Here is an 18,905-nt window from a genome sequence, read left to right as displayed (position 1 = left end):
CTCAGGCCTTCGCGGTCAGCGCCCACGCCGATTGGCTCGGCTCACGCTTGGCCGCATCGATCCGTCGGAGCAGCTCGATGTATTTCAGACCGACCTGATCCCAGCCATAGGCCTGCGCGGTGGCCTGCGCTCCCTGACCCAGGCGCTCCAGCAGAGCGGGATCGGCGAACGCGGCGGCGATCTTCGCCGCGATGTCATCGGCGTCCATCTGGATGCGGAAGCCGTTGATGCCGTCGTGGAGATAGTCCTCGATGCCGCCGACCGGGGTTGCGAACACCGGTACGCTGCAGGCCATCGCCTCCATGCACACAAGCGAGAACGTCTCATAGCTCGTCGGCAGCACGAAGGCGTCGGCGGCCGAGTAGAGCGCCGGCATGTCGGAGCGCGCGCCGGCGAAGATCAGCCGGTCACGTGTCTTATCGGCGAGCTTCTTGTAGGGGGCGGGATTGTCCGAGCCGACGACCAGCAGCCACACGTCATCGCCGAGCTTCTCCAGCGCGCCGACGGCATGGGCCAGCCCCTTGCGGCTGAACTCATGGCCGGCGAACAGCAGCACGCGCGCATCGGCGGGAATGTTGAACGCGCGGCGGATCTCCCGGCCGGCCCGCTCATCGCGTCTGAACCGGTTGAGATCGATGCCGTTGGAGATGACCTGGATGCGCGACGGCGGCACCTGGTAGATGCGCTGCAGCTCTTCAGTCACCCTCTCGGAGACGGCGACGAAGGCGCGATAGCGCAGGCCGCCGATCATGAAGCGGTCGCGCAAGGCGACCCAGAGATGCATCGGATTGAGCAGCCAGCGCCAGCGGCCGGCAGCGCGCTTCTCCGCAAGGCTCTGCGCATTGACGGCATGGACGATCAGCACGTCGCCCTTGAGGCTGTCACCATGGCTGATGACCACGGCGCGGGGATGACGCGCCAGCGCCCGCGTTGCCGCCACAGTGAACAGGGGAACGACGATGGCGCGGCCGATGTGACGAAACAATCCACGGGTCGGAATCCGCGCCAGCCATGGCGCGACACGCTCGACCTTGATCGACTGTTCGAGATTCTCAGCCACCGCGCTCGCCAGCACGACATTCGATAAACCATTCCGGCCGAAAACGCGCGCCAGCTCGATGGCGACGGTTTCCACGCCGCCGGCATTGCTTATCTCTTGAACGACCTGGACGATCTCAAAAGTCATCACGGACATTTACGGGACTAGACATTGCGGCTTCGTTCCAATCTGCTGGTGGTTAGCATAACGCTATTAACGTTTGGCTCGGCAATTCCAGGCCTTGCCGACGATGTGAACGGCGCCGCAGTTCGCGATCGCATGGGCGGCGGTAATCTCGTGACGCATCTCGCCGGCAAGAGCAGCCAGCTCTATCAGGCGCTGCACGGCGTCGGCGCGCGAATGGGGCGGATGGATTCTTACGGCTGGCGCACGCTCGCGCGGGTGCCGACGCCGCATGATTTCGATGCCGCCATGCTGGAGGCGCACACGAACGGCATCACGCCGCTGATCCTGCTCGAATATGAGGGCAGCTATCAGACGCTGAACCCGCCGCAGCCGGTCGGCTCCTATCAGGACTGGTTCGCCGCTGGAGAGGCGATGGCGAAGCGCTTTCGGCCCGGCGGCGACTGGGGCCGGGAAAACGGTATCCCCGACTGGGGCGCAACGATCTTCACCGCGATCAACGAGCCCGACGTGCAGGCCACGATCCCGCGCCAGGACTATCACGACGCGCTGGCTGGACTGGCTGACGGCGTTCACAGCGTCGACCCCAAGCTGCGCGTGGTTCCCGGCGGCTTCGCGACCTGCAATTCGCATGGCGACGCCAGCTTGCGCGGCTACGGCCCGGCGATCGCCGACCTGCTCGCCGATGGCCGGCTCGACGGCATCGACCTGCACACCTATTACAACGATCGCTGGTATCCGATGACCAGGGGACGTGCCTTCTCGGTGCAGACCTGTTTCGATCGCATCAAGCAGGCGATGGGCCTGACGCGCGACATCAACTTCTACACGACCGAGTTCAACATCGCGCGGGCTGGTGCCTGGGAGAGCGAGCAGGTCGCGGCGAAATTGTTTCTGAGTGCGATCTGGGACCAGCTCGCCGTCGTCGGCAAGGACGGCCGTTCGCCGGTCTCGATCATCGCCTTCCCCTGGAATCTCGGCGACACGCCGGATGTCGATGGTCTCGCTTATGCGATGGCCAGCGGCAAGGAGCCCTGGGTGCCGGAGGCGCGCAGCCAGGTCTTGAGGACGGTGCTGCAACTCGCCGGCCACATGAAGATCGTGTCGATCGACCGCCGCCTCGCGCTGTACAGGCTGAGCGGTCCGGATGCCGAGCTGATCGTCTGGCAGAACATCGCCGGCTGGACCGACCGGCCGGGCCGGGCCGTCGAAATCGAGCTGCCGGCCTGGGCGCGCAGCCTCGAGGTCTGGGGATGGGACGGGCTGCAGCGCCGCATCGACGTGACGCCCGGCCGCTTCTTCGTCGACGGCCTCAATGCCGACGAGACCTACATGTTTCGCGTGCCGCGGCCGTGATCGGCGTTGAGGACACCGATCGATCCACCACGGCCAGGTTTCGCTGACTCCATTAACCAGATGGTAAGGCCGGCACGACGTGGTTCACTGCCCCTCCGGCTTTTTACGATAATTGCATCCGTGGCGGGATCCCTCCTGCGCGCCAGCGCGGGACAGCTCTTGCGCGGGACAGATCTTGGGTGACGCTGGAATGCAGCCGATCAGGAAGGCTGAGATGGCGAGTGACACGGCGGCGCAGACACGGCCCCTGACCGGCGTCCGCATTCGCGAAATCAGGACCGCGGACCTTGCGGCGGTCGCGGCACTGCTGACGCGCGGATTTGCCTTCCGCAGCGAAGCCTATTGGCTGCGCGGGCTGGAGCGTCATGCGGCGCGCCCGCGGCCGGCGGGCTTTCCTGCCTTCGGCTACTGCCTCGATCATGGCGGTGTGCCGGTGGGCGTCATCCTGCTGCTGTTCTCGAACGTGCAGGGCCCAGACGGGGCTGTCATCGTCAGGGCCAATGTTTCGAGCTGGTATGTCGAGCCGGCGTTCAGGGCTTTCAGCTCGATGCTGGTTCGCGCGGCGACGCGCGACAAGACCGTCACTTACTTCAACATCACGCCGGCCCCGCACACCTGGCCACAGGTCGAGGCGCAGGGATTCTCTGTCTATTGCAAAGGGCAGATCTACGCCGCGCCGGCCCTGTCCCGCCCGGTGGCCGGCGTGGCGATCGATGAATTCGCCGCCGGCGCCGTTGATGGCCTCTCCGCCTATGAGATCGATTTGCTGCGGCAGCATGCGGATTGGGGCTGCCTGAGTGTCGTCGCGCGCGAGGCCGGGGTCACCCGGCCGTTCGTGTTTCAGAAACATCACGTGAAGAACATTCTGCCGATCTACCGTCTGCTGTATTGCCGCGACATGGCGGACCTCACCCGGCTTGCCGGCAACCTCGGACGTTTCCTGCTTGGGCGCGGCGGCCTCCTGGTCCGGCTCGACGCCAACGCGGCCATGCCGGCACTCGTCGGCTGGTACTCTGACAAGCGCGGCCGGAAATACGCCAAGGGCCCGCACCCCCCGCGCCTCGGCGACCTCGCCTTTACCGAGGCGGCGCTGTTCGACCGGTGAGCCAAACGGATTCCGCGCGATCAGAGGCGCCGCGGACCGCTCATTCGTGGCGGGCGCAATAGCGGAAGCCGTGCTGCTTGATGAGCTCGTCGCGCTTCGCCGACTCGAGATCCTCGTGCATCATCTCGCGCACCAGCTCCTCGAATGTCGTTTGCGGCACCCAGCCGAGCTTCTGCTTCGCCTTGGAGGGATCGCCGAGCAGGGTCGCCACCTCGGTCGGCCGGAAGTAGCGCGGGTCGACGGAGACGAGGCACTTGCCGGTCGCTGCATCGTAGCCCTTCTCGTCGACGCCGCGGCCCTTCCATTCCAGCGTGAGACCGATCTCGGCCGCTGCCAGATTGACGAAATCGCGCACCGAGTGCTGCACGCCCGTGGCGATGACGTAGTCCTCGGCCTCGTCCTGCTGCAGCATCATCCACTGCATCTCGACATAGTCCCGGGCGTGACCCCAGTCGCGCATCGCGTCGAGATTGCCGAGATAGAGATGGTCCTGCAGGCCGAGGCGGATCTGGGCGAGCGCGCGGGTGATCTTGCGGGTGACGAACGTCTCGCCCCTCACCGGGGACTCGTGATTGAACAGGATGCCGTTGCAGGCGTAGATGCCGTAGGCCTCGCGATAGTTCACAGTGATCCAATAGGCGTAGAGCTTGGCCACGGCATAGGGTGAGCGCGGATAGAACGGAGTGGTCTCGCGCTGAGGAACCGCCTGCACCAGCCCGTAGAGCTCGGAGGTCGAGGCCTGGTAGAACCGCGTCTCCTTCTCGAGCCCGACGATACGAATGGCTTCGAGCAGCCGCAATGTCCCGAGTCCGTCGGCATTGGCCGTATATTCAGGCTCCTCGAACGACACGGCCACATGGCTCTGGGCCGCGAGGTTGTAGATCTCGTGCGGGCGCACCTCGCCGACGATGCGGATCAGGCTGGAGGAATCCGTCAGGTCGCCATAATGCAGGCGGAACGGCGGATCCGGCTCATGAGGATCGAGGTAGAGGTGATCGATGCGATCGGTATTGAACAGGGATGAGCGGCGCTTGATGCCGTGGACTTCGTAGCCCTTGCCGAGCAGCAATTCGGCGAGATAGGCACCGTCCTGCCCCGTGACGCCGGTGATGAGGGCCCGCTTCTTGGCCATAAGAGATCAGTGCCCCCGATTGAACCGCAGCAGCATGGTCCGTTGTGCCTCCGGCCAGCCCGTGTTGCGCCCAGGGCCGGACTTTCGCGGCAGATGTCTTCGCTCCGTGACGACGGGCACAGTCCGAGATCTCCCTCATGGGTCATTCTCCCCGGCAACGGAGGAGGTGATCCATGTTCTACATTCTCGATCTGGTGCTGGCAGCGGCGCTGCTGTTCTTCTTGTTTCTGCCGATCACGGATCGCCGGACCGTCATCATGAAACTGGGCATGATGATGGCGGTCGTGTTGCTGTTCGGTGTGACTCTGGCGGCGCCGCATGGCGCAGTGCCGGCCGATCCCTCCGCCCAGGCCTTTCTGCTCACGGGCAAGTAAGTGCTGGCGTCATCTCGACCTGTGGGCGTCGCCCGGGCTCGCACGATTGGCAGGGCGGTCCTGATCGTGTAGCACCGGGCGGGCGCCATGCACACTCGGAGGGTCCGGATGCCTGCTCTTGCCCATGCGCTGCTCGCCGCTCTCAAGGACCACGGCGCCCGCGAGATCTTCGGCATTCCCGGCGATTTCGTGTTGCCGCTGTTCAAAGTCATCGAGGAAAGCAACATCCTGCCGAGCGTGACCCTCAGCCATGAGCCGGCCGTCGGTTTCGCGGCCGATGCCGCGGCCCGCTATCATGGCGGGCTCGGGGTCGCCGTCGTGACCTATGGCGCCGGCGCCTTCAATGTCGTCAATGCGGTGGCCGGCGCCTATGCCGAGCGCTCGCCGGTCGTCGTCATCGCCGGTGCTCCGGGCGCCCGCGAGCGCGTCTCCGGCTTCCTGCTGCATCACCAGGCGCGCACGGTGGACACGCAGCTTGCGGTGTTCAAGGAAATCACCTGCGACCAGGCCGTGCTCTCGGATCCCGCCACGGCGCCGGCGCTGATCGCGCGCGTGCTGCGCAGCGCCAGGGAAATGTCGCTGCCGGTCTATCTCGAATTCCCGCGCGACATGGTCGATGCCGAGGTCGAGCCCGTCGCGCCGCTTCCGGCCCGGAGGGCGGACAAGGAGGCGCTCGACGAATGCGTCGACGAGATCCTGGCGCGCATCGCACGCGCGGAGCGTCCGGTCATCGTGGTCGATGTGGAGATCCGCCGCTACGGCGTCGAGGACCGGATTGCGGCGCTGGCGCGCAAGCTCGGCCTGCCGCTGGTCACGACCTTCATGGGACGCGGCCTGCTCGACAAGGCCGACGATGTGGTCGCCGGCACTTATCTCGGTGCGGCCGGCAATCCGGCGATCACGCATCTCGTCGAGGAGGCCGATTTGGTGCTGATGCTCGGCGTTATCCTGTCGGATACCAATTTTGCGCTGTCCAACCGCGCGCCGGATGCGCGGCGGATGATCCTGGCCTCGAGCCGCGAGGTGCAGATCGGCCACCACGCCTATCGCGACATGCCGCTCGGTGACCTGATCGACGCGCTGGAGCAGCGCGCCACGCCGCGGACGGCCGCGAGCGGGCTGCCGCGCCAGCGCTCGGCATATCCGCGCGGGCTCGCCGCCGATGACCAGCCGATCGCGCCGTCGGACATCGCGACCGCGATCAACGACATGTTCGATCGTCACGGCCGGATGCCGATGACGTCGGACATCGGCGATTGCCTGTTCACGGCGATGGAGATCGACAACACGGCGCTGGCGGCGCCGGGCTATTATGCCGGCATGGGATTCGGCGTCCCCGCCGGTATCGGCGTCGCTGCAACGGGCTTGCGGCCGTTGATCCTGGTCGGCGACGGCGCCTTCCAGATGACCGGCTGGGAGCTCGGCAATTGCCGCCGCTACGGTCTCGATCCGATCGTCGTCCTGTTCAACAATTGCAGCTGGGAGATGCTACGCGTGTTCCAGCCGGAGTCGCGCTTCAACGATCTCGACGACTGGCACTATGCCGACATCGCCAATTCCATCGGTGGCGCAGGTGAGCGGGTCACGACCCGCGGCGAACTCGTCGCCGCGCTCGAGCGCGCCGTCCAGCGCCGCGGCCGGTTCTCGTTGGTCGAAGTGATGCTGTCGCGCGGCAAGACGTCGGACACATTGGCGCGCTTCGTGGCCGGCTTCAAATCCGCCCGCGAGCGCATGGCAAAGGGCTGAAACAGCGGAGAGATCGATACGATCTCAGCGCTGAGCTACTGCAAGGCCTTGTCGTGATTGCCGAGCCCGATCGCCTTGTAGTCGTAGGTCGGATAGAACTCCGTGCGATAGGCTCCCCACGCCGTGGTTTCGAAGATGCGGTTGACCTCGCGCAGGCGCGAGGCGGGCAGGCGAAGCGTCACCACCTGGCCGATCCCCATCACGACGTTCCAGCTCACGACCTCGATGCCGGCCGGCGGGAACGCCTTGTAGAATCCCTGGCGTTCGAGCTGCGCGTTCAGCTCGCTCAGCGGCCGTGACTGATCGTGCTTGAGCAAGACGGTCAGCAGCACGGCGTTGTCCGCCGTCGGCGCTGCGGCCGGCGCATCAGGCGCGGTCTGTGCGCCCACGCCTGAGTTCGTCAACGTCGCGCATGCCATGGTCAGCGCAACCAGCAACATCCTGCTCGCCTTCACATCGGCCTCCCTCGTTCCACGGTTCAAGATAGTCCGCCTCATCGTCGGCGGTATGACAGGCCACGTTGAGCAGCTTCGGACAGAAGACGACGGCGATGCCGCCATGTTCCTAACGGTCGGAGGCGCGCCACGGGGCGAGGGGGGATTCGAAAGGTCGGGTTTTCCGCGGGCGGTCGCGGCAGAGCGCGAACGAGCGTCAGCCGGTCGCCGAGCGCAGGGCCGTCTTGATCGCGTCGCGGCCTTTCCAGGCGAAGTAGGTGAGGCGGTCACCCAGCGAGCGATGGCTGCGCAGCCGGTTGGAGCCGAGCACGTGGCCCACCTCATCGGGGAAGCGCTTGACCTCTGCCTGCACCATCTTGTCGGTGTTGGTCATGATGGCGTTGAGACGATTGCCCCACTCCGACTCTTCGATCCGGTCGATGCGGACCTGAATCGCATATTCAATGTCGTACATGCCGGTCAGGATTTCCTTGGCCGTCACCACGCGGTTGTTCTTCAGGGCGATCCGGAGCGCGAGCCGTTTGTCCTCGAGCTGGTCCAGCACCATCGGCACGGTCGCGGCGTAGGGCGCCGAGATCACGTCCGCGACGTTCTTGCTGCGTGCGGCCTTGGTCGCCAGCCGCATCACCTGCCAGGGATCCTTCAGGCGCTTGGCGACCAGCGTCAGGGCGAAGGGAACGGCTTCCGGCTCCTTCTTGCGCAGGCCATCGAGCAGCAACGCCATCTTCTTGACCTGCGGGTCGTCGAACTCGGCGATTCGATCCGGCAGCGAGTCGGCGAACTTCGCCAGCTCCTCGCGGGCGCGCAACGCCTTCATCAGCTTGACGACGTCGTCGAATACGGATGGAGAGGCCGTATAGGCCTTGAGCTTGGCGCGTACCTGCTCGATGCCGTCGGCGCGGGCGAGGGTACCTTCCAGCGACTTCGTGACCTTGGTCTGGAATGCACTGGCGGCCTGGCGGATCTCGCGCTGCTTGTCTGCTGCGATCAGGTCCTTCATCTGCGCGTTGTAGTCGCGCGCCATGGTCGGCAGCAGGTCGCGCGAGATCCACTCCCAGATCGGCGTCAGCGAGCCCCGAGCGATGCGGCCTTCATTGGCATGCTCCGGCGAGCCGTCGATCAGGAGCTGCTCGATCGGCATGAAGAAGTAGCGCGACGGATTGATGGTCCGATGGCCGCCGACGCCATTGTTGCGGATCTCCGCGCGCAGACGCGCCTGCAGGTCGGCCGATCCCGGCATCTCGACCCCGCTCAGCTCCAGCCGCTCGAGTTCGCTGAGCAAACAGCTCCGCGTCAACGGCGACAACCGCTGCAGAAATTCCCAGATCCGGTCGACGGGGCCCATTGTCGTATCTGGCTGTCAGCTCGAGGTCTTTACTGCTCGTCTCGGGGGACGAGAACCGGCGCATCGAACCACGAAACAGTTGGTGCCGAATTAATATCATTAAACAATCGTAGGAATGCAGGAGCCGCTTGGAACTTGCGCCCAGGGCGGCTCCTCGAAGATGGTCAAGCGGCGACTCTCCGCGCGGGTTAACTTTTCGATACAACAACCTGTGGGAGAAATTGTCGACGATTGCGCGAGTTAGCGCGCCGGCCCGTATTGTTACGGGTGACGATATTAACCATGTTAAAGTCGGGGTGCGACATGATGAGCCATGGCACAGCTCGGCAACAGCCTTTCTGACGACCGCGCCGCACCCCGTCCGGCCGATCCGAAAGTTAACGACCACGATCTTCCGGCGCACCGTGAGAGCTCGCTTGCGGCCGAGGATCAGGAGACGCTCGCGCTCGCTCAGCAGCTCAACGGATCGCTCACCGCGCTGATGCTCTATATGGGCGAGATCAAGCAGCGCAGCGATGAGATCGCCAGAAGTCCCGGCGAGCGCCGTCACGTCCAACTGGTGGTCGACAACGCGCTGCAACAGACCGAGCGCGTCTGCGCGCTCGTGAGCAGGATGTCGGGTGCGCAGGGACAATCTGGCGCGCTCTCGCGGCCGGCGGCTCGTGAACCGGTTTCCCCTGCAGCCGCGGGGCGCTCCGGCCGCGCGAGCAAATCGCTCACTCCGCGCGAGCGCGAGGTTCTCAAACTGATCAGTGAAGGCCATTCGAACAAGGAGGGCGCCTTGCGCATGCGCATCAGTCCTCGCACCTTCGAGAGCCATCGCGCCGAAGCCATGCGCAAGCTGGGCGCGCGCAACACCGCGGAGCTCGTGCGCGCAGCGCTTCTCAACCAGATCGGATGATCTCAGCCGCGGGCGGCCTGCGCGTTCGAGTCCGAGGGGAATGGCCGATGTCATCACGGGCCGCTCCGTTCGACGAACGGAGCGGGCGCGCGCCGCGTGGCGGCTAGAAGTAGTCCTCGGCGAAAGGACGAACCCGCGAGGTCGGCCGCAGCGGGGCCTGGGCCTTGGGCGGCGTCGGCACGATCGTAATCGTCCAGCGCGGCGGCACGCTCGCTTCCTTTTCCATGACTGAACGGACGTGGCCGGTGATCGTCGATCCGCCGGATTTCACGGTCGCGGTCCGGCCGTTGAACTGCGCAATTCGGAAACGCCTGACTTCCTTCTGGTCGGCGGTTTCAAAAGTAAACATGGGACACATCTCCTATGTGGCCCCGAGTGTCGCAGCTCATGATTAGTTGATTGTGAAAATCGTGAGCCGTAGAAGTACGGCGTCAACCCATTGGTAGGGAATATGAAGATCGCGTTCTGCGAATCCGCGCCGTGAACGATTTGTTGGTGGTCTCACTCCACTGAGGCCGGGCTGATCGCAGCACGATCGAGCAGTCTGCCGCCGCATCGTCGCGGCCTGCTGGGTCGCCGGCGCTGCGTGCGAGCTTCAGTATTGCAGCTCCTGAGCCCTGGCCGCAGCGTAGGCGGCGTCGATGTTGTCCAGCAGCTCGGAATACTCCTTGGCCGACAAGCGTGGTGCGCTCTTCTCCAATGCAAGCGCGTAGGTCGCGAGCCGCCGGTATCCGAAGGTTCCGGCCGCGCTCTTCAGCGAGTGAGCCTCGCGGCCGATCTTGATCCGCTCACCATCGAGCGACAGCTTGCGGAACAGCTTCAGCCGCGCGTCCGTTTCGCTGAAGAACACATCGCGGATTTCCTGTGCGGCGCCGTCGCCGATCTCACCCACCAGCTCCGAATAGGCTTCGCGATCGAGTGCGGGCTCGGGCGCAATCTCCGCCTCGGCCGTGATCTCCGCCAGCCTGATGTCCTGCCCTGCGGGCACCAACGGGGCGGCGTCGGACGCCACCATCTCCATGATCGGCGTCGGTCCAGGCAGCACGCGCAGGATGGCCTCCACCAGCGCCTTCTTGCGGGCCGGCTTCACGACGAAGTCGTTCATGCCGGCCTCGCGGCAGGCGCGGATGTCTTCCATGAAGGCGTTCGCGGTGAAGGCGATGATCGGCACGTTGGACCGGCGCTCACCACGGGCGCGAATGGTTCGCGTCGCCTGGAAGCCGTCCATCTCCGGCATGCGCACGTCCATCAGGATCAGATCGTAGTTGAATCGGCTGGCCGCGGTCACGGCCTCGGCGCCGTCGCAGGCGGTGTCGGTCTGGATATCGAAATCCTTGAGCATCTTGGTCGCGACCAGGCGGTTGGTCGGATTGTCGTCGACCACGAGCACCCGCAGCGGACGGCCATAGGCCGCGATCCGGTTCTGCAGCGAGGCGTAGATGCTGTCGTCGTTCTGCTCGGGCACGGCCACGGTCTCTGCCACCGGCAATGTCAGGCGGAACGAGAATGTGGAGCCGCGACCGAGCGTCGAGGTGACCTTGATGTCGCCGCCCATTTGTTCGGTGAGACGTTTGCAGATCGCGAGCCCGAGGCCGGAGCCGCCGAAACGCCGGCTGATCGAATTGTCGGCCTGCACGAAGTTCGCGAACAACGAACCGATCTTGTCCTCGGCGATGCCGATGCCGGTGTCGGTCACCGTCCATTCGACCGTCGCCTTCTCGTCATCCTTCTCGATGCAGCGCGTGGTCACGACGACCTCGCCCGACGAGGTGAACTTGACCGCGTTGGACACGAGATTGAGCAGGATCTGGCGGATGCGCCCGGCGTCGCCGACCAGCGCCGGCGGCACCGCGGGGTCGCTGACGTTGCGCAGCTTCAGGTCCTTGGCGGAGGCGCGCGGGCCGATGATGCTGAGCGTGTTGTGAACCAGGGCCTCGGCGGAGAAGGCGATGTCCTCCAGCGAGAGCTGGCCGGATTCGAGCTTGGAGAAGTCGAGGATGTCGTTGAGGATCTCGAGCAGGTTGTCGCCGGCGTTGTGGATCGCGACCACCGAGCGGCGCTGCTCCGGATCGAGATTGGTTTCCAGCAGCGTGGTGGCCAGCCCGAGCACCGCATTCATCGGCGTGCGGATCTCGTGGCTCATCATTGCGACGAAAGTCGATTTGGCCGCGTTGGCCGCCTCGGCCGCTTCGATCAGGTGCTCATGGCGTTCCCACCAGCGCGAGATCAGGACGGCCGCGGCCAGAACAGCCATCGCGCTCATCAGGGAGGTGATGACGAGCAGCGTCGCCATGCCGCGCCAGGCCTTCAGCACGTGCTGCTCCGGCACCGATACGACGAGCATCGCAGGATAGTTCGGCAGCATCTTCGCCGCGCGCAGCCGCATCTCGCCGGTCCGTCCCGAGGGCTCGCGCAGCACGCCGCCGGATGACAGCGTCCGCTGTCCGAAGCCCGAGGTCGTCTGGCCGATCTCGCTGGTCGGCGGGAAATGCGCGAGCAGCGTGCCGTCCTCGCGGATCAGCGACACGGCGGCCTCGAGCCCCAGCGAGGTGGAGCCGAAGAAGTTCTCCAGATAGGGCACGGACATGGCGCCGAGCATGAGGCCCATGAACTCGCCCTTCGAATCGTCCAGTCGCCTGGCGAAATAGATGTTCCAGGTGCCGTCGCCGCGGTTCTGAACCGGCGTCGAGACATAGGTCTTGAGCGCCGGATCGGCCTTGAGGGCCTTGAAGTAGTCGCGGTCGGCGATGTTGACGCTGGGGATCGGCCAATAGCGCGAGAAGTTGAGGAGCTTGCCCTGGTTGTCGATCAGGGTCACCGCATCGATCTGCGGCAGGCCGGCGATCTTCTCCTTGAGCAGCAGATGAGTCTGATGGTCGGAGGCGATCTTGCGGTAGGCGTCCGCATCGATGGCGCCGCCGCGCTCCAGGTAGTCGCGAACGCTCGAGAGCACGAGGTCGACGGATTTCACCGAACGATCTGCGTTCTCCGCCAAAGTGAGGCTGTGGCGGCTGAGATCTTCCTCTGCATGCTGAAGCGCGTTCTCGCGCAGATTGCTCAGGAAGAACAGGTTGCTGCCGGCGATGATGCAGATGAGGATCAGCGCGATCGCCGCCGGCGCTCCCAGGAAACGCTTCTTGTTGCTCATTGTCCTCTACCGGCCCGCCGCTCTGACCAGTCTCTCGTGGTCGGTCTTGTGTGCGATCTGCTTCAACGTCTGTCTCAGCAGGGTCAGATTGATCGGCTTGGTGAGAGGCGGATAGACGTTCAGCTCGAGAAAGCTTCCGAGGCGCAGCGACTCGTAGAGCGTGTCTTCCTGGGACGCGCTGATGATCAGCACCGGCCCCCGGAACTTCAGCTCCGCAAGCCGGTCGAGAACCTCTGTTCCCGATCGCTCGCCGAGCGAGAGATCGAGCGTCACGCAGTCGAAGTGTCTGCTCCGCAGGACATCGAAGGCGGCCTCGACCGAGGTGACGCCGGTCGTGTTGAAGCCGGCCTGGGCCGCGATCTTCCGTAAGATGGAGAGATGCACGTCGGCATCTTCGATCACGAGGAGTTCGTTGCGCATGAATTCTCTGTCCCGTTGCCGGCCTGGCACGGTTGTCGGCAAGCACGCTCCTGTCTATCGGCCGGCTCTGACCCCCTCGTAAATTTTGGTTTCCGTACAACTACGGAGTGCGCGGGTTCGAGCGCCCGGCGCCGGTTTCGAAGATCGTGTTGGTTCGATATCCGAACAACAAAACGGCCGGACATCGTCCGGCCGTCGCCTGCAGCGCTCGGGTCAGCGATCTTAGTCGGCGGGGCCGAACACCGCTTCCATCTTGGTCTTGAGGGTCGCCGCGTTGAACGGCTTGACGATATAGTTGCTCACGCCGGCCTTCTTGGCGGCAATGACGTTCTCGGTCTTGGACTCGGCGGTGATCATGATGAACGGAGTCTTCGACAGTTCCGGGCTTGCACGAACCTCCCGCAGCAGGTCGTAGCCGGTCATCGGCTCCATGTTCCAGTCGGAGATCACCAGGCCATACTTCTTCGCCTGCATCTTGGCGAGCGCGGCCGATCCGTCGCTGGCGTCGTCGACGTTCTCGAATCCGAGCTGCTTCAGCAGGTTGCGGATGATCCGAATCATAGTGGCGTAGTCATCGACCACCAGGATCGGCATCGACAGATCAAAGGCCATGTCATTACTCCGCGCGTTTGGTCAAAAGCCGAACACGGGCGAGATAGATCAGCACGAACATTATTCGACGCTTCTTGGAACTCGCGCTCGTCAGCACCTCGACAATTATCAGCGCCCGTTGAACAGCGCGTTAATTCCGCGGGGGGTGGCGGTACTGATCGTGCAGTGAACCGTAGTTGTACGGAACCGTGTCCGAAGTCTGCTTCGCAACCGCGGACGGGCCGCTCGGATCAGGGGCGCTCCATCAACGCTGTGGCGCTCAGGGCAGAGAGCGCGGGCGCACCAGCTTTTCATAATGCGCCTTCACCGTTCCGTAGCATTCGCAAGCGGTCTTCTTCAGCCCGTCCAGATCGATGATCTCGATATGGCCGCGGCTGTAATGGATGAAGTCCGCCTGCTGCAGCGTGCTCGCCACCAGCGAAACGCTGTTGCGCCGCGCGCCGATCATCTGCGCCAAGGACTCCTGCGTGATGTAGAGCTTGTTGCCGCCCGACAGGTCATGCGTCTGCAGCAGGCAGCGGGCGAGACGGGATTCGACCGTGTGGGCGGCGTTGCAGCCGGCGGTCTGCTGGCTCTGCACGTAGATCGCGAGCGCATGCCTCAGCATCAGTGCGCGGAAGGTCGGGCTCTGCTCGGCAGCGATCCTGACCCGGTCGATGTCGACGACCGATGCGGTGCCGGGCACGAGGACGGCGGCACTGTTGAGCACGACCGGATCGCCGCCCGTGAGCAGGGACATGCTGCCGAAGAAGCTGTCCCGTCCGATCATGGCGACCTGCACCCGTTCGCCCCGCGCCAGGTTCACCACCAGCGAGATGACGCCACGATGAGGGAAGTAGATGCGCGGAAGCTTCTCGCCGACCTCGGCAAGCACTGAGTCCTGCACCAGATCGACGGTCCGCAGATAGGGGCGGATCAGCTCGAAATCATCGTCGGACAGCGACGACAGGAATCCGTTCGGAGAACGCAAGCTGGGGTCCAAAGCCATCTCCTGCATTGCAGTAACGGTGCCTCTCGGATCTCAATGCACTCATGGTTCCATAGAACTGCGTCCTGCCTGCTGACAAGAAAAATAACCAGGTAAGATTCCCAGTTGCGTCTTCTGATCGATGCTGTGCTCACTGTCGTGCAGAGACGCATGCAAACAGACCAATTGTTCTGCTGCTACGTCGTTCCTACGAGGCGCGTTGTGCTGAACCCAGTCTGTATACAGCTTGTGTGGTGGGACGTGGAGCGAACGATCCCAGCCGGCATGAAAGCAGCCGTGTCATGGGACCATCGAAGGTGCTGCGGATTCTCAGATCATCGCTCGGCTCGGTGTAAGGACGAGCCAGTCCGCCGCCGTCATTGACAGCCGACATCCTGCGGCCAAAATCGCTAACAAGCGCGCTGATTCGTTGACGGATCTTTGTCCGTCGGAATGCAACTCTGGTCTCGGCTGGATGGCATCGGTCTCCTCCTGCTCCAGTGGTGACGATCCCGTCGTCATCGCGAGGCGAGGTCCTCAGGCTGATGGTGCATTCAGCGGGAGAGCGATCGATGCGCGACCAGTGGTCAGCGATGATGCTGAATGCGGCGGCGAAGCGGATTACTGCAGCGCCGGCGCTGTGCGCTTTTTCCCGGCAACCCCGCCGTTTTTCTCAATTGGTAGCTTAGGACTCATGGCGCTTCCCAATCCCCAACTGGCCGACCAGCCGTCATCGGATGATCATGCTGCGCGCGCAGCGACGGAGAGCGCCGGTCCGGCGATGCACGACGTCAATCCTGGACTTGCGATCGTCGGCCAGGTCGCCGGCGGCCTGCTGCACGACTTCAACAACATCCTGACGGTGATCACCGGGACGATCGACATTCTCGCCGAAGCCGTCGAGGACAGGCCGGAGCTTGCAGCCGTGGCGCGCCTGATCGATGAGGCCGCAACGCGCGGGGCACGGTTGACCTCGCAGCTGCTGTCGTTCGCGCGAGGACGCCCGCCGCGCCCATGCAAGGTCGAGCTGGCCGAGCTCCTGACGGATGTCGGACGGCTGCTGAGGCCGACGCTCGGCACCGAGGTCGAGGTCACGACGTCGGCCGCAGCCGACGTGCCGACCGTGTTCGTCGACCCGGGGCAGCTGATGGCCGCCTTGCTCTGCCTTGCGATCTCCGCGCGCAACGGCATGGCTGCGGGCGGCAAGATCGACATCGAGGCCGTCTGCGTCGATGCGCCCGCATCCGACGGCGAGGTTCGGATCGTATTGCGCGCTTCGGCACATGACCAAGACGCGGCGTCGGCCGCTCCGATGTTCGACGACATCCGCATGGTCGAGGATTTCGTCCGGCGCTCGAACGGTCGCCTCGAGCTCAGCGCGCCCGCGGCGAGTGTCGAGATCGTTCTCCCGCGGGCGCAGCCTGATCTCACCTAGCGCGTGGCCGGCCGACATAGTTAGCAACGTCCTAACGACGCAGCGCCGTCGCCGCCGGAAAGGCGCGCCGGCGGAGGCTCCGCGCGTCGTCGACCGATCCAAATTGGCGAAATGCCGCCGGTTTTCTCGCATTTAATCAAGTTGATTAGCGGCCGATTAGGATTAACGGCGGTCGCGGACCGGCTGCGCGGCCGTTCCGAAGTCAAGTTAAGGAACGAGTAGGATTCCTGGGAACAGTCTGCCGCATCGCCGACAGAACGGTTCGGCGATCTCATGTTCATCCAGAAGGGAATGACAATGTCAGGTATCGTACTCTCGGCGTCGGTCCGCCAGAATCTGCTCTCGCTGCAGTCGACGGCCCAGCTCCTCGCTTCCACTCAGAACAACCTCTCCACGGGCAAGAAGGTCAACTCGGCTCTCGACAATCCGACCAACTTCTTCACCGCGCAGGGTCTCGACAACCGCGCTTCCGACATCTCCAATCTGCTCGATGGCATCGGCAACGGCGTGCAGGTGCTGCAGGCCGCCAACACCGGCATCACCTCGCTGCAGAAGCTCGTCGACAGCGCCAAGTCGATCGCCAACCAGGTCCTGCAGAGCTCCGTCGGCTACTCCACCAAGTCGAGCGTGACCTCGGCGGCCCTGACCGGCGCCACCGCCACCAGCCTGCTGGGCGCCAGCACGACGGCTGTCACCGGCTCGGCCGTCCAGAACGACAACACGACCCCGGCCGCGATCACCGGCTCGACCAAGCTGTCGGGTACCTCGGGCACCTCGTCGAACGACCTGGCCTCCAGCATCACCTCCGGTGAAACGCTGGTCGTCAACGGCACGACCTTCAGCTTCATCACCGGCACGTCCTCGACCGGCACCAGCATCGGCATCGGCGACAGCGTGAGCAACCTGCTGTCGGCGATCCAGACCGCGACCGGCGTGACCGCGTCGATCACCGCGGGCGCGATCACCCTGACGCCGCCGGCGGCCGGATTGACGCTCTCGGGCAGCTCCGGCTTGTTGGGCAAGCTCGGGCTGAGTGCTGTCGGCGACGGCCTGTCGGGGCAGACACTGACGATCGGTGCCACGGGAGGGGGCACCGCCACGAGCATCACGTTCGGGCTAGGGACAGGACAGGTCAACTCGCTGAACGATCTCAACTCGAAGCTCGCAGCGAACAACCTCCAGGCCTCGATCGACTCGTCGACCGGCAAGATCTCGATCACCACCACCAACGACGCGGCTTCGGCCACGATCGGTGCGATCAGTGGTTCGGCTGCCGGCTCCAGCCAGTCGTTCAACGGTCTGACTGCGGCGGCTCCGGTGGCTGATGCCACGGCGCAGACGCAGCGTGCGAACCTGGTCTCGCAGTACAACAACGTGCTGGCGCAGATCAACACGACCGCTGCCGACTCGTCGTTCAACGGCATCAACCTGCTGAACGGCGACACGCTGAAGCTGACCTTCAACGAGACCGGCAAGTCGACGCTGTCGATCACCGGTGTCACGTTCAACTCGGCGGGCCTCGGCCTCTCGAGCCTGACCTCGGGCACCGACTTCCTCGACAACAACTCGGCGAACAAGGTGATCGGCGTCCTCAACTCCGCCAGCTCCACGCTGCGGTCCGAGGCCTCGACGCTGGGTTCGAACCTGTCGGTCGTGCAGGTCCGTCAGGACTTCAACAAGAACCTGATCAACGTGCTGCAGACCGGTTCGTCGAACCTGACTCTGGCCGACACCAACGAGGAAGCGGCCAACAGCCAGGCGCTGTCGACCCGCCAGTCGATCGCGGTGTCCGCGCTGTCGCTCGCCAACCAGTCCCAGGCGAGCGTGCTGCAGCTCCTGCGCTAAGGCGCGGGCGGCACCCATCAACAATCGGAGGCGGCGGGGCATGTCCCCGCCGCTTTCGGCTAGAGGATCCGGGATTCACGCCGGTCTGGTTCGACATCGACGGATGCTGCGCAACAGGCGCGGAGAGCGGGTGCACGAGCACGCGCGCGTCGAAGAGAACGCCGCACGCCGGCGATGCCGCTCCCGAAAGGAGACTCCCGAGAGGGGATGTCCGAGAGGAGACTGGGCCATGCCCTTGCGGGTCGAGCTGAAGCCCTTCGAGCGAATCGTGATCGGCGACAGCGTCATCGTGAATTCGAACACGCGCGCGCGCTTCATCGTCGAAGGTGATGCGCCCATCCTGCGCGAACGTGACACCGTCACCGCTGAAACGGCCGATACGCCGGCCAAGCGCCTCTACCTCTGCGTTCAGACGATGTATCTGAAGAACGACGCGATCCGCCATCGCGCGTCCTATCTCGCCTGCATGAATGAATTGCGCCGGGCAATTCCGGACGCCACCGGCCAGGCCGAGCTGGTGGACCGTCATGTGACCGAGGGCGCGCTCTACAAGGCGCTGAAGGAAATCCGTACGTTGATCGAGCGTGAGGACAACGCCTTGGTGCAGCCCGAAGCGGTGCCGTGACGTCAGGCGGCGCCCGCATCAAGCCTGGAGCGCCCGATGATTGATTTACGGTCCGTATTTGCACGGACGTTAAAATTAACGGGACGGAGAAAAGCCCGGCCTAACGATGGAACCAGGAAAGTCCGTTGAGCCGAGCGACGGGCGGTTTGATCCGCTCGCCTTGGCGAAAGCACTGGACCGACCATCGCTCTGACAGGATCAGCGGTCGCGTTGCGGCCGTAGCGTCACCTCTTGGAAGGCCAGTTTCATGGATGAT

At 64.5% G+C, this 18,905-nt stretch carries 17 protein-coding genes; 8 read left to right on the top strand and 9 right to left on the bottom strand.

The window, feature by feature from the left end; all coding sequences use genetic code 11:
* Position 1 precedes the first annotated feature (1 nt).
* Positions 2–1,186 (bottom strand): glycosyltransferase family 4 protein, encoded by a 1,185-nt coding sequence (locus NLR35_RS29155; protein ID WP_257169993.1) that lies wholly within the window; start codon positions 1,184–1,186, stop codon positions 2–4.
* Between the two features lie 132 nt (positions 1,187–1,318).
* Between NLR35_RS29155 and NLR35_RS29150 the strand changes: the two genes are divergently transcribed.
* The gene (locus NLR35_RS29150) at positions 1,319–2,539 is read left to right on the top strand and encodes a hypothetical protein (protein ID WP_257169992.1); all 1,221 of its coding nucleotides are present in this window, start codon (positions 1,319–1,321) and stop codon (positions 2,537–2,539) included.
* A 190-nt stretch (positions 2,540–2,729) separates the two neighbouring features.
* On the top strand, positions 2,730–3,644 hold the full coding sequence (locus NLR35_RS29145; RefSeq protein ID WP_257169991.1) for an acyl-CoA acyltransferase: 915 nt from the start codon (positions 2,730–2,732) through the stop codon (positions 3,642–3,644).
* A 40-nt stretch (positions 3,645–3,684) separates the two neighbouring features.
* Here NLR35_RS29145 and gmd read toward each other — a convergent pair whose 3' ends face one another.
* On the bottom strand, positions 3,685–4,776 hold the full coding sequence (gene gmd / locus NLR35_RS29140) for a GDP-mannose 4,6-dehydratase (RefSeq protein WP_257169990.1): 1,092 nt from the start codon (positions 4,774–4,776) through the stop codon (positions 3,685–3,687).
* Between the two features lie 173 nt (positions 4,777–4,949).
* On the opposite strand from gmd, the gene NLR35_RS29135 reads away from it, so the two are divergent.
* Entirely contained in the window at positions 4,950–5,150 is a 201-nt protein-coding gene (locus tag NLR35_RS29135) for a hypothetical protein (RefSeq protein WP_006614408.1), read from the top strand.
* Positions 5,151–5,258: 108 nt separating this feature from the next.
* On the top strand, positions 5,259–6,896 hold the full coding sequence (gene ipdC, locus NLR35_RS29130; protein WP_257169989.1) for an indolepyruvate/phenylpyruvate decarboxylase: 1,638 nt from the start codon (positions 5,259–5,261) through the stop codon (positions 6,894–6,896).
* A 35-nt stretch (positions 6,897–6,931) separates the two neighbouring features.
* Here the strand turns inward: ipdC and NLR35_RS29125 are convergent, their stop codons facing one another.
* Positions 6,932–7,315, bottom strand: a complete 384-nt coding sequence (locus NLR35_RS29125) for a hypothetical protein (RefSeq protein WP_257170071.1) — start codon at positions 7,313–7,315, stop codon at positions 6,932–6,934.
* Positions 7,316–7,547: 232 nt separating this feature from the next.
* Positions 7,548–8,696, bottom strand: a complete 1,149-nt coding sequence (locus NLR35_RS29120) for a hypothetical protein (protein WP_257169988.1) — start codon at positions 8,694–8,696, stop codon at positions 7,548–7,550.
* A gap of 313 nt (positions 8,697–9,009) precedes the next feature.
* On the opposite strand from NLR35_RS29120, the gene NLR35_RS29115 reads away from it, so the two are divergent.
* Positions 9,010–9,597 (top strand): helix-turn-helix transcriptional regulator, encoded by a 588-nt coding sequence (locus NLR35_RS29115; RefSeq protein WP_257169987.1) that lies wholly within the window; start codon positions 9,010–9,012, stop codon positions 9,595–9,597.
* Between the two features lie 103 nt (positions 9,598–9,700).
* On the opposite strand, the gene NLR35_RS29110 is transcribed toward NLR35_RS29115, so the two are convergent.
* The 5 genes from NLR35_RS29110 to NLR35_RS29090 all read right to left on the bottom strand — a co-directional run bounded on the left by NLR35_RS29110 (position 9,701) and on the right by NLR35_RS29090 (position 14,759).
* A complete protein-coding gene (locus NLR35_RS29110; RefSeq protein ID WP_006614403.1) occupies positions 9,701–9,946 on the bottom strand; it encodes a hypothetical protein in 246 nt (81 codons plus the stop codon).
* 246 nt (positions 9,947–10,192) lie between these two features.
* The gene (locus NLR35_RS29105) at positions 10,193–12,745 is read right to left on the bottom strand and encodes a hybrid sensor histidine kinase/response regulator (RefSeq protein WP_257169986.1); all 2,553 of its coding nucleotides are present in this window, start codon (positions 12,743–12,745) and stop codon (positions 10,193–10,195) included.
* A gap of 6 nt (positions 12,746–12,751) precedes the next feature.
* Entirely contained in the window at positions 12,752–13,165 is a 414-nt protein-coding gene (locus NLR35_RS29100) for a response regulator (protein WP_257169985.1), read from the bottom strand.
* A gap of 222 nt (positions 13,166–13,387) precedes the next feature.
* Positions 13,388–13,777: a response regulator gene (locus NLR35_RS29095; RefSeq protein ID WP_009026776.1), complete on the bottom strand. Its 390-nt coding sequence runs from the start codon at positions 13,775–13,777 to the stop codon at positions 13,388–13,390.
* A 259-nt stretch (positions 13,778–14,036) separates the two neighbouring features.
* Entirely contained in the window at positions 14,037–14,759 is a 723-nt protein-coding gene (locus NLR35_RS29090) for a Crp/Fnr family transcriptional regulator (protein ID WP_257169984.1), read from the bottom strand.
* 679 nt (positions 14,760–15,438) lie between these two features.
* On the opposite strand from NLR35_RS29090, the gene NLR35_RS29085 reads away from it, so the two are divergent.
* The 3 genes from NLR35_RS29085 to flbT all read left to right on the top strand — a co-directional run bounded on the left by NLR35_RS29085 (position 15,439) and on the right by flbT (position 18,649).
* A complete protein-coding gene (locus tag NLR35_RS29085) occupies positions 15,439–16,179 on the top strand; it encodes a histidine kinase dimerization/phospho-acceptor domain-containing protein (protein WP_257169983.1) in 741 nt (246 codons plus the stop codon).
* Positions 16,180–16,476: 297 nt separating this feature from the next.
* Positions 16,477–18,024: a flagellin gene (locus NLR35_RS29080; protein WP_257169982.1), complete on the top strand. Its 1,548-nt coding sequence runs from the start codon at positions 16,477–16,479 to the stop codon at positions 18,022–18,024.
* 229 nt (positions 18,025–18,253) lie between these two features.
* A complete protein-coding gene (gene flbT, locus NLR35_RS29075) occupies positions 18,254–18,649 on the top strand; it encodes a flagellar biosynthesis repressor FlbT (protein WP_257169981.1) in 396 nt (131 codons plus the stop codon).
* The last annotated feature ends 256 nt before the right edge of the window (positions 18,650–18,905 follow it).

This window comes from Bradyrhizobium sp. SRS-191, from assembly GCF_024586915.1.
Classification (GTDB): domain Bacteria; phylum Pseudomonadota; class Alphaproteobacteria; order Rhizobiales; family Xanthobacteraceae; genus Bradyrhizobium.
Note: the sequence above shows the minus strand (reverse complement) of the source record. Positions and strands in the feature narration are given on the sequence as shown.